Raw genomic sequence first — 13,896 nt, forward strand, 5'->3', positions numbered from 1 at the left:
GCCGGGCGGCCCGGGGCGATGCGGGCCGGGCACAGGTATGGGGCCCGGTCCGGGCGGGCCGGGCGCGCCCCGTCGGCCGCGGGCGGCGGGGCACTGTCGGTGCCCGCCGCTACGCTCCCTCGTATGGCTGTCACTACGTCCCCGCAGACGCCGATCCCGGTCGGCGAGGTGTCCCGGCTCATCGGCGGATGGATCGACCGGCTCGGCGCGGTATGGGTCGAGGGGCAGATCACCCAGCTCTCCCGGCGGCCCGGTGCGGGCGTGGTCTTCCTGACGCTGCGCGATCCGTCGCACGACATCTCGCTGAGCGTGACGTGCTACCGCCAGGTCTTCGACAAGGTCGCCGACGTGGTGAGCGAGGGCGCCCGGGTGGTGGTGCACGCCAAACCGGAGTGGTACGCCCCGCGCGGCCAGCTGTCGCTGCGGGCCGCCGAGATCAAGCCGGTCGGGGTCGGTGAACTGCTCGCGCGGCTGGAGCAGTTGAAGAAGTCGCTGGCGGCCGAGGGGCTGTTCGCGGCGGACCGCAAGAAGCCGCTGCCGTTCCTGCCGCAGCTGATCGGGCTGGTCTGCGGCCGGGCCAGCGCCGCCGAGCGCGATGTGCTGGAGAACGCCCGGCTGCGCTGGCCCGCCGTCCGCTTCGCGGTGCGCAATGTGCCGGTGCAGGGGGTGCATGCGGTGCCGCAGGTGATCGAGGCGGTCAAAGAGCTGGACGGGCTGCCCGAGGTGGACGTGATCATCGTGGCGCGGGGCGGCGGCAGCGTGGAGGACCTGCTGCCGTTCTCCGACGAACGGCTCATCCGGACGGTGGCCGCGGCGCGCACGCCCGTCGTCTCCGCGATCGGCCATGAGCCGGACACCCCGCTGCTGGACCTCGTCGCCGACCTGCGCGCCTCCACGCCCACCGACGCGGCGAAGAAGACCGTCCCGGATGTCGGCGAGGAGCTGGCCCGCATCCAGCAGCTGCGGGAGCGGGCGCTGCGGGCGGTGACCGGGTTCCTGGACCGCGAGGAGCGGGGGCTCGCGGCGGCGCTGCACCGCCCGTCGATGGAGCGCCCACAGCGCATGGTGGAGGACCGCGAGGAGCAGGTCACGGCGCTGCTGGCGCGCGGCAGACGGACCCTGGGGCATCTGCTGGACCGGGCAGATTCGGAGCTGTCGCACACCCTGGCGCGGGTGGTCGCGCTCTCCCCCAAGGCGACCCTGGAGCGCGGCTACGCGGTGCTCCAGAAGCCGGACGGGACGGCGGTGCGCGCACCGTCGGAGGTCGGCGCGGACGAGGAGTTGCGGGCCCGGGTGGCCGAGGGCGAGTTCCGGGTGCGGGTGGCCGGCGTCCCGGGCGCTGTCACACCCCCCGCATAGGGTGGGGGACATGGCGAAGACGGACGACGCGACGAAGGCGGAGCACGGGGCAGCGGCCGGCGCGCGGACCGAGGCGGCAGCCGCGGATTCCCCCCTCGGCTACGAGCAGGCGCGGGACGAGCTGATCAAGGTCGTCCGCAGCCTGGAGGCGGGCGGCACGACGCTGGAGGAGTCGCTCGCGCTGTGGGAGCGCGGCGAGGAGCTGGCGAAGGTCTGCCGGCGCTGGCTGGACGGCGCGCGGGCCCGGCTGGACGCGGCGCTGGCGGAGTCGACGGGCGCGGCGGTGGACGGCGGGGAGCGCGCGTAACGGCGGGCAGCGCGGAGAGCGGTCCCCGGCCGGGGACCGCCGGAACGGCGTACGCGACCCCCGGCGCAGCGCTCGTGCACCATCGGGCGGCCACCTCACGCCCACCGCACACGGGCGCATCACGCATGCGCCCATCCCCTGCATGCGCCCACCTCTCACACAGGGGCACCTCACCCCTCCCTCTGCACGCTCCTCACCTCTGCGGCCGCCCCACAGATGAATGGCATGTGAACACACTCACAACCCACACCGTTTTAGTTGAATGTTAATACATCTCCGCTACAGTGGTCCTCGCGGCGCTGCCCCAAGCGCCGCCCGCAGGACCTGATAAGCCCCCTGAAACCCAGTTGAACCCGAGGTGCCCCCATGTCTCTCACCCTTGACGCCGCCGCTCAGGACCTCCTGTTCCGCGAGGCCCAGACCGCCAACACGTTCACGGACGAGCCGGTGACGGATGAGCAGATCCAGGCCATCTACGACCTGGTGAAGTACGCACCGACCGCCTTCAACCAGTCGCCGCTGCGCATCACCCTGATCCGCTCCGAGCAGGCCCGTCAGCGCCTGGTCAACCACGCCATGGGCGCCAACGGTCCGAAGACGCTGACCGCGCCGCTGACCGTGCTGCTCTCCGTGGACCTCGACTTCCACGAGAAGCTGCCGACGCTCTTCCCGCACGCCCCCGGCGTCAAGGACGCGTTCTTCTCCGAGCTCGCCACCCGCGAGGCGGCCGGCACCCAGAACGCCACGCTCCAGGCCGGCTACTTCATCCTCGGCATCCGCGCCGCCGGTCTGGCCGCCGGCCCGATGACCGGATTCGACTTCGGCGGCATCGACAAGGACTTCTTCGGCGACGGCAAGCAGAAGTCGTTCCTGGTCATCAACGTCGGCAAGCCGGGCGCCGACGCCTTCTTCCCGCGCTCGCCGCGCCTGGCCTTCGACGAGGCCGTCGCCACCGTCTGAGCCCCGCCCTCCGGCCGTGCCGACGGCACGGCCACGGGCGCCACGGACGACGAGGCCGCCGCACCCCTCCCGGGTGCGGCGGCCTCGTCACGTTGTCGTACGGGATCTCGTTCTCGTACGGGACCGTTGCCGGCCCGCCCCGTACACCCCTCCCCGTCAGCCCTTCTTCGCCTCCAGGGAGGCGGCCAGTTCCGCGAGCCTGCCGTACGGCGCGGTGCCGGTGACGACCGTGGTGACGCCCGGCTCCTCGCGGACCAGGGCGTTGTACTTCTCGCCCTTGTAGCGGTCCCACTTCGCGCCGCCGACGGCCTGCTTGCCCTCGACCTGCTCCGCGCCCAGCGTGACGTCCTTGATGAACTTGGCCGCGGGCGCGTCGCTCTGCTCGACCGCCGCGTACTCCCGCTCCGGGTCCAGCATGCCCAGGTGCCAGGCGCCGCCCTTGCCGTCGTTGCTCGCCTTGTACGAGACGGACGTGGCGCGCCAGGTCCCGGGCAGCCCCTTGGGCGCGGCGACCGGATACGGCGCCGCGCGCCGGGCCGTCGCCACCTCGACGCGGTAGTCGACCGTCTGCACCGCCCCCTGCTCGGCGGACGGACTGTCGTTGTGCGGAATGAAGAAATAGACCGCCGCGACGACGACGCCGATCGCCGCCAGCGACAGGATCATGTCCCGCACTGTTTGCTTGCCTCGCGTACCTGCCACGCACCTATCGTCCCCCATGCCCGCCGCGCACCGGACGGACCCCCCGGGCAGGTCCCCCGGCTGCCCGGCCGATCGCGCCCACACGGCCCTCACCAGGCCGTACGAGCCGGTGGCGGGCGGCCTTGACACCGCTCATGCGTAGGGCCCCCTGCTCATTTTCGCGCGGTACCGATAAAGTCAGAGACAAAACCTCACCATTTCCGGCCGTCGCCGTACAGAAAGGTGCGCTCGATGACCGAGCATCATCTCCCGTCCCCCCTCGAGGTCAGCCCCGAGGCCCCCGACCGCAACCTCGCCCTGGAGCTGGTCCGGGTGACCGAGGCCGGCGCCATGGCATCGGGCCGCTGGGTCGGCCGGGGCGACAAGAACGGCGCGGACGGTGCGGCGGTCAAGGCCATGCGGGCCCTGATCCACACCGTGTCGATGAACGGCGTCGTGGTCATCGGGGAGGGCGAGAAGGACAACGCCCCGATGCTCTACAACGGCGAGCGGGTCGGCGACGGCACCGGCGCGGAGTGCGACGTGGCCGTGGACCCGGTCGACGGTACGACGCTGACCGCCAAGGGCATGGCCAACGCGGTCTCCGTGATGGCCGTCGCCGAGCGCGGCTCGATGTTCGACCCGTCCGCCGTCTTCTACATGGACAAGCTCGCCACCGGCCCCGAGGCCGCCGACTTCGTCGACATCACCGCCCCGGTCGCGGTGAACATCCGCCGCATCGCCAAGGCCAAGCGGTCCGCCGTCGAGGACGTCACCGTCGTCATCCTGGACCGGCCCCGCCACGACGGCCTGGTCAAGGAGGTCCGGGAGGCCGGCGCCCGGATCAAGTTCATCGCCGACGGCGATGTCGCGGGCGCGATCATGGCGGCCCGCGAGGGCACCGGCGTCGACCTGCTGCTGGGCATCGGCGGCACCCCGGAGGGCATCATCGCGGCCTGTGCCCTCAAGTGCCTGGGCGGCACCCTCCAGGCCCGGCTGTGGCCCAAGGACGACGCGGAGCGGCAGCGCGCCCTCGACGCCGGCCACGACCTCGACCAGGTCCTCCAGACCGACGATCTGGTCAGCGGCGACAACGTCTTCTTCGTCGCCACCGGTATCACCGACGGCGATCTGCTGCGCGGGGTGCGCTACCGCGCCGAGACCGCCACCACCCAGTCCCTGGTGATGCGTTCCAAGTCCGGCACGATCCGCCAGATCGACTCCGAGCACCGCCTCTCCAAGCTCCGCGCGTACAGCTCGGTGGACTTCGAGCGGCCCAGCTAGCCGGTACGGACGCCCGGCCGGTACGGACACGCATTCAGTGCTCCGGCAGCGGTCGGTACGGACACACACTTCGCCCCCGTCGGAGAATCTCCGGCGGGGGCGAAGTGCCGTACCGACCTGTCCGGTCCGTACGGTCGGCGGAACCACATTGCGGGCGGCGGGGCCGTGGTCAGCCCGCTGCGGGCATATGGGCCGCGCGCTGGAGCTCGGCCTCCCGGCGCCGGCGGCGGGCCAGCACGACCCGGCGCTCGGCCGCGGTCAGCCCGCCCCAGACGCCGTACGGCTCCGGCTGGAGGAGTGCGTGCTCCCGGCACTCGACCATCACCGGACAGCGGGCACAGACCCGCTTGGCGGCTTCCTCTCTGGCCAGGCGGGCGGCGGTCGGCTCCTTGGACGGGGCGAAGAACAGCCCGGCTTCATCCCGACGGCACACCGCCTCCGAATGCCAGGGGCCGGCCTCGGCGCGAGCGGGAACTCGCTGAGGCGGAACGACAGTGGCGTCCTGCCGGGGCTGATGCGGTAGCAGCACGGTCTACTCCTGACGACGGCTTCGGCGAGAAAATCACCCTTGTCCGTCTCGCTGCGCACGACTTTTCGCACCCCGCAGCCGTACGAGAGACGATGCACCAGCCCTACCCGCTGTACGCACGCTTATGCATACGGTGGCGGTCGGGCAGCCGCCGCGCCGGCCGCCGCACTCCTCAGCGGTCGCGGTCGCGGCGCTCGCGCCGGGCGTCCCGCAGCTGGTCGCGCAGCTCCCGCCGGTCGTCCCGCAGCTGAGTGTGCCGCTCGCGCCGCTCCTCGCGCCACCGGTCGCGCAGATCGCGGATCCAGGCGCCGCGCCTGGGCTTGGCCTCGACGCTGCCCAGCACGGCGAAGCCGTTGACCATCACCAGCGGGGCGCCGTCGTCCCCCGCCTCGTGCGTCTCGACCTCGAAGGAGCCCAGCACACCGGAGCCGTTGCTGCGCAGTGTGACGTTCTCCGGCACCCGGATCTCCACGCTGCCGAAGATGGAGGTGGCATTGATCTGTATCTGCTGCTGCGGGAAGAGCGCCTCGGTCAGATCGATCTCCACACTGCCGAAGATCGCGACGGCGTTGATCCGCGCGGGCACCTGCCAGCGGCCCTTCCGGGTCGAGGCGCTGAAGACCGCCACCAGATTCTGGTCCGGGACCGGGCCGCCGCCGGGCGGGACCGCCCCGGGCGCGGGCTGCGGACGGCTCGCCGTACCCGCCGCGGGCAGGTCCCGCACGACGGGCTCCAGCTCGCCCAGGGTCTTGGCGCGGTAGACCACGTCGATCCGCTCGGCGTGCTCCTCCGGATCCAGCCGGCCTTCCGCCAGCGCCTCGCGCAGGATCTCGGCGATCCGGTCACGGTCGGCGTCGGAGGCGCGGAGGTCTCCCCCGGCCACCCCCGGGGGCGCCGCCGCCTCGGCCACGGGCCTGGCCGGATTCACCGGCTGCGGATCCCGCTTGTCGAGGGGTACGGCCGGGGATGAGTTCGACTTCCGATTGTCTGCGCTGTCCACCGCCCCAGCCTAGCGAAACGCGATAGATCGCGACCAGGGGAACGGAAAAGTCCGGTCGCCCGCGAACTGAGCCTTACCTCACAGCGGCGGCCGTCCGCCAGGGTTCTACGCTGTTCTGGCGCTGCCGCAGCTGCCAGCCGAAGCCCCCGTCGAGTGAGGAACGCCCGTCATGCCCCCCGCCTCCCGCCCCGCATTCGCCTATACCGATCTGCTCCCGGTAGGCGAGGACAACGCCCCGTACCGCCTGGTCACTTCGGAGGGTGTGAGCACCTTCGAGGCCGACGGCCGTACGTTCCTCAAGGTCGAACCGGAGGCGCTGCGCAAGCTGGCCGCCGAGGCGATGCACGACATCTCGCACTACCTGCGCCCGGCCCACCTCGCCCAGCTCCGCAAGATCCTGGACGACCCCGAGGCCAGCGCCAACGACCGCTTCGTCGCCCTCGACCTGCTCAAGAACGCCAACATCGCGGCGGCCGGAGTCCTGCCGATGTGCCAGGACACCGGCACCGCGATCGTGATGGGCAAGCGCGGTCAGCACGTGCTGACCGAGGGCGGTGACGAGGCGGCCCTCTCGCACGGCATCTACGACGCCTACACCGAGCTGAATCTGCGCTACTCGCAGATGGCCCCGCTGACCATGTGGGACGAGAAGAACACCGGCTCCAACCTGCCCGCCCAGATCGAGCTGTACGCGACCGACGGCGACGCCTACAAGTTCCTCTTCATGGCCAAGGGCGGCGGCAGCGCCAACAAGTCGTTCCTCTACCAGGAGACCAAGGCGGTCCTCAACGAGGGCGCCATGATGAAGTTCCTGGAGCAGAAGATCCGTTCGCTCGGCACGGCCGCCTGCCCGCCGTACCACCTGGCGATCGTCGTCGGCGGCACCAGCGCCGAGTACGCGATGAAGACCGCCAAGTACGCCTCCGCGCACTACCTGGACGAGCTGCCGGGCGAGGGCTCCCCCACCGGCCACGGCTTCCGGGACAAGGACCTGGAGCAGAAGGTCTTCGAGCTGACGCAGCAGATCGGTATCGGGGCGCAGTTCGGCGGCAAGTACTTCTGCCACGACGTCCGGGTCGTCCGGCTGCCCCGGCACGGCGCGTCCTGCCCGGTCGCCATCGCCGTCTCCTGCTCCGCGGACCGCCAGGCCGTCGCGAAGATCACCGCCGAGGGCGTCTTCCTGGAGCAGCTGGAGACCGACCCGGCGCGCTTCCTCCCGGAGACCACCGAGGAGGAGCTCACCAAGGGCGCGGGCCCCGACCTCGACGCCGTGCGCATCGACCTCAACCGTCCGATGGACGACATCCTCGCCGAGCTGACCAAGCACCCGGTCAAGAGCCGGCTCTCGCTGACCGGCACGCTGGTCGTCGCCCGCGACATCGCGCACGCGAAGATCAAGGAGCGGCTGGACGCGGGCGACGAGATGCCGCAGTACCTCAAGGACCACCCGGTCTACTACGCGGGCCCCGCCAAGACGCCCGAGGGCTACGCCTCCGGCTCCTTCGGCCCGACGACCGCGGGCCGGATGGACGCGTACGTCGAGCAGTTCCAGGCGGCCGGCGGCTCGAAGATCATGCTCGCCAAGGGCAACCGCTCCCAGCAGGTCACCGACGCCTGCGCCGCACACGGCGGCTTCTACCTCGGTTCCATCGGCGGCCCGGCCGCCCGCCTCGCCCAGGACTGCATCAAGAAGGTCGAGGTCCTGGAGTACGAGGAGCTCGGCATGGAAGCGGTCTGGCGCATCGAGGTCGAGGACTTCCCCGCCTTCATCGTCGTCGACGACAAGGGCAACGACTTCTTCCAGGACCCGGCACCGGCACCGACGTTCACGAGCATTCCGGTGCGGCAGGGGGCATAGCCCGCGCGCACCACGCGAACGCCTCATACGCGGCCATCACCTGTGCATCTCATGGGTGGTGGCCGTTCGCGTTCGGCGACCTCTCACACCAGGCATGCTTTTCGGCCCAATTCCCTCTTGGTATCCGTCCCGAATGACAGGCACCGCCCAGTAGGTCGCACGGCGAACAACGCCATGTTAGCCTCGTCCGGATTAATCGATCAAGGATCTTCCATAGCGGGGAGAGGCCACTGATGTCCGGTTCGGGGGAGTTCAATGCCGATGTCGAGGAATTGGGTTCATTGTCAATGCGCTTGGAGCGCTGCACGGAGTCGATGAAGCGCGCCGGTAGCAATTTGCGCAACGCGTCGGTCGGCGGTCTGGGCAACAGCCGGATCGACAAAGCGGGGGCGGACTTCAAGAGTTCGTGGGAATTCGGCATCTCACAGATCGCCGAGGTGACCCACGCGATTCGAGAGGGGCTACAGGTCACCGCACGGGCATACAACGAGACCGACAGCGCCGTACAGCAGGCATTCGCGAAGGGGCAGCGCCAAGGTGGCGGGGCGGCGAGCGGCGGGACGCACACGAGCCCCTTCGGGTAACGCGCCACCGCTCGGACAGCGCTCGGCGCCAGCGCATCCGGCAGCGGTCCCGGTCGGTCGTGTGGAAAGACTTCAGCTCAAAGCAGTGGGGGTGGGCAAGAATGTCGATCGGGGAGCAGCTGTGGGGATACGGCGGCGGGGATCCGTACGAGGACAACGGTAATTTTTCCGGGCTACGGTTCAACCCCGCACCTGGTGTCCCACAAGCGGTCAACGATCTCGTCGAGGATTTGGGCCGCGCACACAAGAACCTCACGAGCGCCGCGGACACACTGCGCGGCATCAACAACGGCGCTTGCTGGACCGGGGAGGCCGCGGAGGGATTCCGCGCCAGGACCCGCCCCCTGCCGAAAATGCTGGACACCGCCGGAATGAGCTTTGCGAAGGCACGCGGAGCGCTGGACGGTTGGAATTCGGATCTGAACACCATGCAGGCATCGGCACGTTCTTACGAGAGCGCGGCCAAGGCTGCCCGTCGGCGTGCCGAACAGGCCGAGAAGGATCCGGACCTACAGATCTTCCGCTACGGCGGCGTCGGAATGACGGATGCGCAACTCGAAGTGGCCGAGGAGCGCTACAGCGGTGCCGTCAACGAGCTGAACTCGGCACGCTCCCAGCTGACGACCGTCATCAACAAAGCGGAGAAGCTGCGCTCACAGCACGAGGAGCTGGCCGAAAAAGTCGCCTCGGCGCTGTCGGACGCCGCCGAGCAGGCCCCGGACGAGCCCGGCTTCTTCGACAAACTGCTGAGCGGCCTCAAAGTCCTGGCGGCGGGCGTCGAAGAACTCGGGCGCGAAATCGGGCAGTGGGTCAAGGAGAACGCGAATGCGATTGCTGCCATCGGTGATGTCTTCGCGACCATCAGCACCGTCACTGGTTTGATCGGTGTCGTATTTCCGCCTGCGGAAATCGCCATGGGACCGGTATCCGCTATCACTTCAGGAGCGGCGTTGGCCTTGCACGCCACGGCACGGGCTGCCGGTGGCGAGGGCGTCGTCAGCGACAGAACCCTGACTGAAGACAGTTTGGGGCTGGTCTCGTTCGGTCTGGGAAAAGTTGCCGCCCGGGTGGAGAAACTCGGCGAAGGGGCCGTCGCGGGAAAGATGATAGGCGATATCGGAGACGGTGCGGGTATGAGTGGATCGGGTATGTCTCTCTGGGATTGGGCAAAGGACCAGACGGGCCTCGGATATTTCCTCCCAGACGACAAGAAGGAAGCGGCAGAATTGGGCGGCTCCATGTTGTTGGGCGGTCCTTTGGGGCCCGTAGTGGGTTTGGGATTGGCATTCGAACACGCCTGGAAAAAAGGCAGCGAGAAGGACGCGGCCGCAGCCCAACAGGCAGCCGGCTGAGGTCGGCCGAGATGGAAAAAGTCCTGTTGGTGCTCGGCGTGGCCTGTGCACTGATCGCTGTCATCGCCATCCCCTTCATCTTTTATTTCGACAACGTCGGTACAGCAGCACAGCGCAGGCGTCGATGCGAGGAAATACTGCGTTCCTTTGACGGGCGGCCAGAAGTCAAGGTGCGGGTGAGTGGCACCGGAATGTCTGCCGAGGAGACGGCACTGCTGGGACACCGCTACGGATATGCCGTTCAGGAGTGGCAGACCCGTCGAGGTCAGCCTCGGTACCTCGTGCTAGGACGGACCGGAACCGGCACTCCCTGGTCACCCCTGGGACATGGCCCAGGAGCGGGGAACGCGCCGCCTGTCCCCGGCACGATGCCGCAGATACGACAGGAGCTGTCCAGGGCCCCGGATCCTCGGGCAAGGCAGCGGCAGATCGGCACCCTCGTAGCGACGGGCATCGGTGCAGGAGCCGCGGCATTCAGCAATTACCGTTCCGGCGGCTCGTACACCGTGGTGGCGATCGTCTCGATCAGCCTGCTGGGCGGAGCAGCGGTTCTCGCCTGGTTCACCTGGTCGGCCGCCCGGCGAAGGAACGTACCGTCCACACCTGCCGACCGCCCCGGTACCGGCGCACAGCAACCAGCGCCGTCAAGTGGCGGCCTCCCTCCGACCCCGCCCGCACCCCCGGGGAACGGGCCGCCCGGCCAGTGGCCGGGCGGTGGACAAACATGGCAGTGATCCCGGCGAACATGGTGAATTCAATGAGTGCGGTGCGCATCGCTTTCGAAATCCCGTCGGCCTTTCGGGAGATCACCCCCGGTCTGAACGCCCGGCAGGCATGTGCCGAGGTCATGACCCACGCGGCTGCTCAGGGCAGCGATCTTCCCGTGGACCGGCTGGAGGAGATCGCCGCGGAGTACGAGAAGACCTCCGCGATGCTCGCATCGTCCGGCGTCCGCTACTGCGCCACGTGTTTCGGACAGTTTCACGACGAGTGGTCGATGGGTACCGTGGCCATCGCACTGACCCCGCTCACCTACCGGGACACGGAGATCGCGGTCGCCGGCATCACCCGGATCCTGGCCGCGGAGCACGGGCGGAGCGCCGAGGTCAGCACCATCACCCTGCCGTGCGGACAGGCCACCCTGGTCATCCGGCAGCCGGCTGCCCTGCGTCTGCCCGGCGAGTTCACGGCATCCGGTACGGACATTCCCCTTGAGGTCGCCCAGCTCCAGGTATCCGTCCCCGTCCCGCAGAGCGCGGTCCCCGGGGCCCAGACGCTCGTCACGGTGACTTTCAGTACGCCCAGCACCGATCACTGGCCGGACTACTGCGAGCTCTTGGTGCCGTTTCTCCGCAGTCTGCGATTTCTGCCGGATCCGGCCGCGGACGGGCGGACGGCTGAGGTGCGGCCGGCCCCTTCGGCCCGCGCCGGCTCCGTGCCGGCGTTCGGCTGAGCTCCCACCCGGCGGACAAGCGACACACCTCCACGCCCGGGAACAGATCCCCCCTCCCGGGCACTCTCATAGATATGAGCGAACACAGCGATTCCGGCAACCTCGGCGGCTCGGACGGCTCGGCCCGTTCGGACGGATTTCGGATCGAGCACGACTCGATGGGGGAAGTTCGGGTGCCCGCGCACGCGAAGTGGCGGGCGCAGACGCAGCGGGCGGTGGAGAACTTCCCGGTCTCCGGGCAGCGGCTGGAGCGGGCGCATATCGAGGCGCTGGCGCGGATCAAGGCGGCGGCGGCGAAGGTGAACGCCGGGCTGGGGGTGCTGGACGAGGACGTCGCGGGGGCGATCCAGGAGGCGGCCGGGGAGGTCGCGGCGGGGCGCTGGGACGAGCACTTTCCGATCGACGTGTTCCAGACCGGGTCCGGTACGTCGTCCAACATGAACACCAATGAGGTCGTCGCGACGCTGGCGAGCGAGCGGCTGGGGCAGGAGGTGCATCCCAACGACCACGTCAACGCCAGTCAGTCCTCCAACGACGTCTTCCCGTCCTCGATCCATATCGCGGCGACGGCGGCGGTCACCCGGGATCTGATCCCGGCGCTGGAGCATCTGGCGGCCTCGCTGGAGCGGAAGGCCGCGGAGTTCGCGGAGGTCGTGAAGTCGGGGCGGACGCACCTGATGGACGCGACGCCGGTCACGCTGGGCCAGGAGTTCGGGGGGTACGCGGCGCAGGTCCGCTACGGCGTCGAGCGGCTGCGCGCCTCGCTGCCGCGGCTGGCCGAACTCCCGCTGGGCGGCACGGCGGTGGGGACCGGCATCAACACTCCGCCCGGGTTCTCGGCCGCGGTGATCGCGGAAGTGGCGCGGACGACCGGGCTGCCGCTGACCGAGGCCCGTAACCACTTCGAGGCGCAGGGCGCGCGGGACGGCATCGTGGAGACCAGCGGCCAGCTGCGGACCATCGCGGTCGGGCTGACGAAGATCGCCAACGATCTGCGGTGGATGGCCTCCGGCCCGCGCACCGGCCTCGCCGAGATCAGCCTGCCCGACCTCCAGCCCGGCTCGTCGATCATGCCGGGGAAGGTCAACCCGGTGATCCCGGAGGCCGTGCTGATGGTCGCGGCCCAGGTCACCGGCAACGACGCGACGGTGGCGACGGCGGGCGCGGCCGGCAATTTCGAGCTGAACGTGATGCTCCCGGTCATCGCCAGGAACGTACTGGAATCCGTCCGGCTGCTCGCCAACGTCTCGCGGCTGCTGGCGGACCGCACGGTCGACGGCATCACCGCGCACGCCGAACGGGCCCGCGAGTACGCCGAGTCGTCGCCGTCGGTGGTCACCCCGCTCAACAAGTACCTCGGGTACGAGGAGGCGGCGAAGGTCGCCAAGCGGTCGCTGGCCGAGCGGAAGACCATCCGTCAGGTGGTCATCGAGGGCGGCTATGTCGAGCGCGGACTGCTCACCGAGGAGCAGCTGGACCAGGCGCTGGATGTGCTGAGCATGACGCGTCCGTAACGCCCGGTGCGGTACAGGTCACGGCGCGCGTCACGCCGCGCCCCTAAGATCTGTGCATGACAGCGGACATGGTGGATACGGCGGACGGCGGGGCGGTCGGTCCCCGCGGCACGGCCGGGGCCCCGCGGCACGCGGTGTCCGGCGCCGCGGGGCGGCCGCGCTGGGCACCCGGGGAGCACATCCTGTGGCGCTATCGCGACAACGCCGCGGGTGACCGGATCCACATCTGTCGCCCGGTGACCGTGGTCCAGGACACCGAGGAGCTGCTCGCGGTGTGGATGGCGCCCGGCACCAGCTGCGTCAAGCCGGTGATCGCCGACGGGACGCCCGTCCACCGCGAGCCGCTGACCACCCGTTACACCAGACCGCGGCGGACCGTCCGCGACCACTGGTTCGGCGCCGGGGTGCTGAAACTGGCCCGGCCCGGCGATCCGTGGTCGGTGTGGCTGTTCTGGGAGCGCGGCTGGCGCTTCAAGAACTGGTACGTCAACTTGGAGGAGCCGCACCGCCGTTGGGCGGGCGGTGTCGATTCGCAGGACCACTTCCTCGATATCTGCGTCTATCCGGACCGGCACTGGGAGTGGCGGGACGAGGACGAGTTCGCGCAGGCGCAGCGGGACGGGCTGATGACGGCCGGGCAGGCCGCCGGGGTCCGGGCGGCCGGCCGCGCCGCGGTCGCGCGTATCGCGGCGTGGGAGGGCCCGTTCGGCGACGGCTGGGAGAGCTGGCGGCCCGATCCGGCCTGGCCGGTGCCCCCGCTCCCGGAGCACTGGGACCGGTTCCCGCAGACCGGGGATCACGCGACGGGGACGCGGGCGGACCGCGCGCCGGAGGGTTTGCGGTAGTGAGCGAGTGAAGTGCGGCAAAGGACGGTGAGTGAACCGGCGAACCGTGGAAAGGTGCGCCTATGGGCACAGCTGGTTCTCGCGCCGTGCGGAGCGGGGCCGGGGATGTCTTGTGCCGGGTCGGACGACGTGCCGTCGCCCTGATCCACAAGACACTCCCGATCCCCCTT

13 protein-coding genes are annotated in these 13,896 nt (G+C 70.0%); 10 read left to right on the forward strand and 3 right to left on the reverse strand.

Annotation, left to right across the window (positions count from 1 at the left end; all coding sequences use genetic code 11):
• Positions 1 to 123: 123 nt before the first annotated feature.
• The 3 genes from xseA (at position 124) to ACLJWH_RS09835 (ending at position 2,626) form a co-directional block, all read left to right on the forward strand.
• Positions 124 to 1,359 (forward strand): exodeoxyribonuclease VII large subunit, encoded by a 1,236-nt coding sequence (gene xseA, locus ACLJWH_RS09825; protein WP_411141205.1) that lies wholly within the window; start codon positions 124 to 126, stop codon positions 1,357 to 1,359.
• A 10-nt stretch (positions 1,360 to 1,369) separates the two neighbouring features.
• A complete protein-coding gene (locus tag ACLJWH_RS09830; RefSeq protein ID WP_411141206.1) occupies positions 1,370 to 1,666 on the forward strand; it encodes an exodeoxyribonuclease VII small subunit in 297 nt (98 codons plus the stop codon).
• A 366-nt stretch (positions 1,667 to 2,032) separates the two neighbouring features.
• Positions 2,033 to 2,626, forward strand: coding sequence for a malonic semialdehyde reductase (locus ACLJWH_RS09835; RefSeq protein ID WP_411141207.1), 594 nt, complete (start codon positions 2,033 to 2,035; stop codon positions 2,624 to 2,626).
• 156 nt (positions 2,627 to 2,782) lie between these two features.
• Here the strand turns inward: ACLJWH_RS09835 and ACLJWH_RS09840 are convergent, their stop codons facing one another.
• A complete protein-coding gene (locus ACLJWH_RS09840) occupies positions 2,783 to 3,346 on the reverse strand; it encodes a DUF4245 domain-containing protein (protein WP_411141208.1) in 564 nt (187 codons plus the stop codon).
• Between the two features lie 213 nt (positions 3,347 to 3,559).
• Between ACLJWH_RS09840 and glpX the strand changes: the two genes are divergently transcribed.
• Complete coding sequence (glpX, locus tag ACLJWH_RS09845; RefSeq protein WP_411141209.1) at positions 3,560 to 4,591, forward strand: class II fructose-bisphosphatase; 1,032 nt, start codon at positions 3,560 to 3,562, stop codon at positions 4,589 to 4,591.
• Between the two features lie 169 nt (positions 4,592 to 4,760).
• Here glpX and ACLJWH_RS09850 read toward each other — a convergent pair whose 3' ends face one another.
• Complete coding sequence (locus ACLJWH_RS09850; protein ID WP_052855851.1) at positions 4,761 to 5,120, reverse strand: WhiB family transcriptional regulator; 360 nt, start codon at positions 5,118 to 5,120, stop codon at positions 4,761 to 4,763.
• A 172-nt stretch (positions 5,121 to 5,292) separates the two neighbouring features.
• Entirely contained in the window at positions 5,293 to 6,120 is an 828-nt protein-coding gene (locus ACLJWH_RS09855; protein WP_411141210.1) for a DUF1707 domain-containing protein, read from the reverse strand.
• A 169-nt stretch (positions 6,121 to 6,289) separates the two neighbouring features.
• Between ACLJWH_RS09855 and ACLJWH_RS09860 the strand changes: the two genes are divergently transcribed.
• The 6 genes from ACLJWH_RS09860 to ACLJWH_RS09885 all read left to right on the forward strand — a co-directional run bounded on the left by ACLJWH_RS09860 (position 6,290) and on the right by ACLJWH_RS09885 (position 13,726).
• Complete coding sequence (locus ACLJWH_RS09860; RefSeq protein ID WP_411141211.1) at positions 6,290 to 7,978, forward strand: fumarate hydratase; 1,689 nt, start codon at positions 6,290 to 6,292, stop codon at positions 7,976 to 7,978.
• A gap of 233 nt (positions 7,979 to 8,211) precedes the next feature.
• Positions 8,212 to 8,562, forward strand: coding sequence for a hypothetical protein (locus ACLJWH_RS09865; protein WP_411141212.1), 351 nt, complete (start codon positions 8,212 to 8,214; stop codon positions 8,560 to 8,562).
• A gap of 101 nt (positions 8,563 to 8,663) precedes the next feature.
• Positions 8,664 to 9,914 carry a putative T7SS-secreted protein gene (locus ACLJWH_RS09870; RefSeq protein ID WP_411141213.1) on the forward strand — a complete coding sequence of 417 codons (1,251 nt, stop codon included), beginning with the start codon at positions 8,664 to 8,666 and terminating at the stop codon, positions 9,912 to 9,914.
• Positions 9,915 to 10,671: 757 nt separating this feature from the next.
• The gene (locus ACLJWH_RS09875; RefSeq protein ID WP_411141214.1) at positions 10,672 to 11,367 is read left to right on the forward strand and encodes a hypothetical protein; all 696 of its coding nucleotides are present in this window, start codon (positions 10,672 to 10,674) and stop codon (positions 11,365 to 11,367) included.
• 74 nt (positions 11,368 to 11,441) lie between these two features.
• Complete coding sequence (locus tag ACLJWH_RS09880) at positions 11,442 to 12,881, forward strand: class II fumarate hydratase (protein WP_411141215.1); 1,440 nt, start codon at positions 11,442 to 11,444, stop codon at positions 12,879 to 12,881.
• Between the two features lie 56 nt (positions 12,882 to 12,937).
• Positions 12,938 to 13,726 (forward strand): DUF402 domain-containing protein, encoded by a 789-nt coding sequence (locus ACLJWH_RS09885; RefSeq protein WP_411141216.1) that lies wholly within the window; start codon positions 12,938 to 12,940, stop codon positions 13,724 to 13,726.
• The last annotated feature ends 170 nt before the right edge of the window (positions 13,727 to 13,896 follow it).

It is taken from the genome of Streptomyces sp. x-80 (assembly GCF_046549095.1).
Classification (GTDB): domain Bacteria; phylum Actinomycetota; class Actinomycetes; order Streptomycetales; family Streptomycetaceae; genus Streptomyces; species Streptomyces celluloflavus.

What these genes read in the sequence shown, in the direction of transcription:
- ACLJWH_RS09840 (WP_411141208.1), bottom strand. Translation starts at nt 3,346, where the DNA reads ATGGGGGACGATAGGTGCGTGGCAGGTACGCGAGGCAAGCAAACAGTG.
- ACLJWH_RS09860 (WP_411141211.1), top strand. Translation starts at nt 6,290, where the DNA reads ATGCCCCCCGCCTCCCGCCCCGCATTCGCCTATACCGATCTGCTCCCG.
- ACLJWH_RS09865 (WP_411141212.1), top strand. Translation starts at nt 8,212, where the DNA reads ATGTCCGGTTCGGGGGAGTTCAATGCCGATGTCGAGGAATTGGGTTCA.
- ACLJWH_RS09880 (WP_411141215.1), top strand. Translation starts at nt 11,442, where the DNA reads ATGAGCGAACACAGCGATTCCGGCAACCTCGGCGGCTCGGACGGCTCG.
- ACLJWH_RS09830 (WP_411141206.1), top strand. Translation starts at nt 1,370, where the DNA reads ATGGCGAAGACGGACGACGCGACGAAGGCGGAGCACGGGGCAGCGGCC.
- ACLJWH_RS09875 (WP_411141214.1), top strand. Translation starts at nt 10,672, where the DNA reads ATGAGTGCGGTGCGCATCGCTTTCGAAATCCCGTCGGCCTTTCGGGAG.
- ACLJWH_RS09870 (WP_411141213.1), top strand. Translation starts at nt 8,664, where the DNA reads ATGTCGATCGGGGAGCAGCTGTGGGGATACGGCGGCGGGGATCCGTAC.
- glpX (WP_411141209.1), top strand. Translation starts at nt 3,560, where the DNA reads ATGACCGAGCATCATCTCCCGTCCCCCCTCGAGGTCAGCCCCGAGGCC.
- ACLJWH_RS09835 (WP_411141207.1), top strand. Translation starts at nt 2,033, where the DNA reads ATGTCTCTCACCCTTGACGCCGCCGCTCAGGACCTCCTGTTCCGCGAG.
- xseA (WP_411141205.1), top strand. Translation starts at nt 124, where the DNA reads ATGGCTGTCACTACGTCCCCGCAGACGCCGATCCCGGTCGGCGAGGTG.
- ACLJWH_RS09885 (WP_411141216.1), top strand. Translation starts at nt 12,938, where the DNA reads ATGACAGCGGACATGGTGGATACGGCGGACGGCGGGGCGGTCGGTCCC.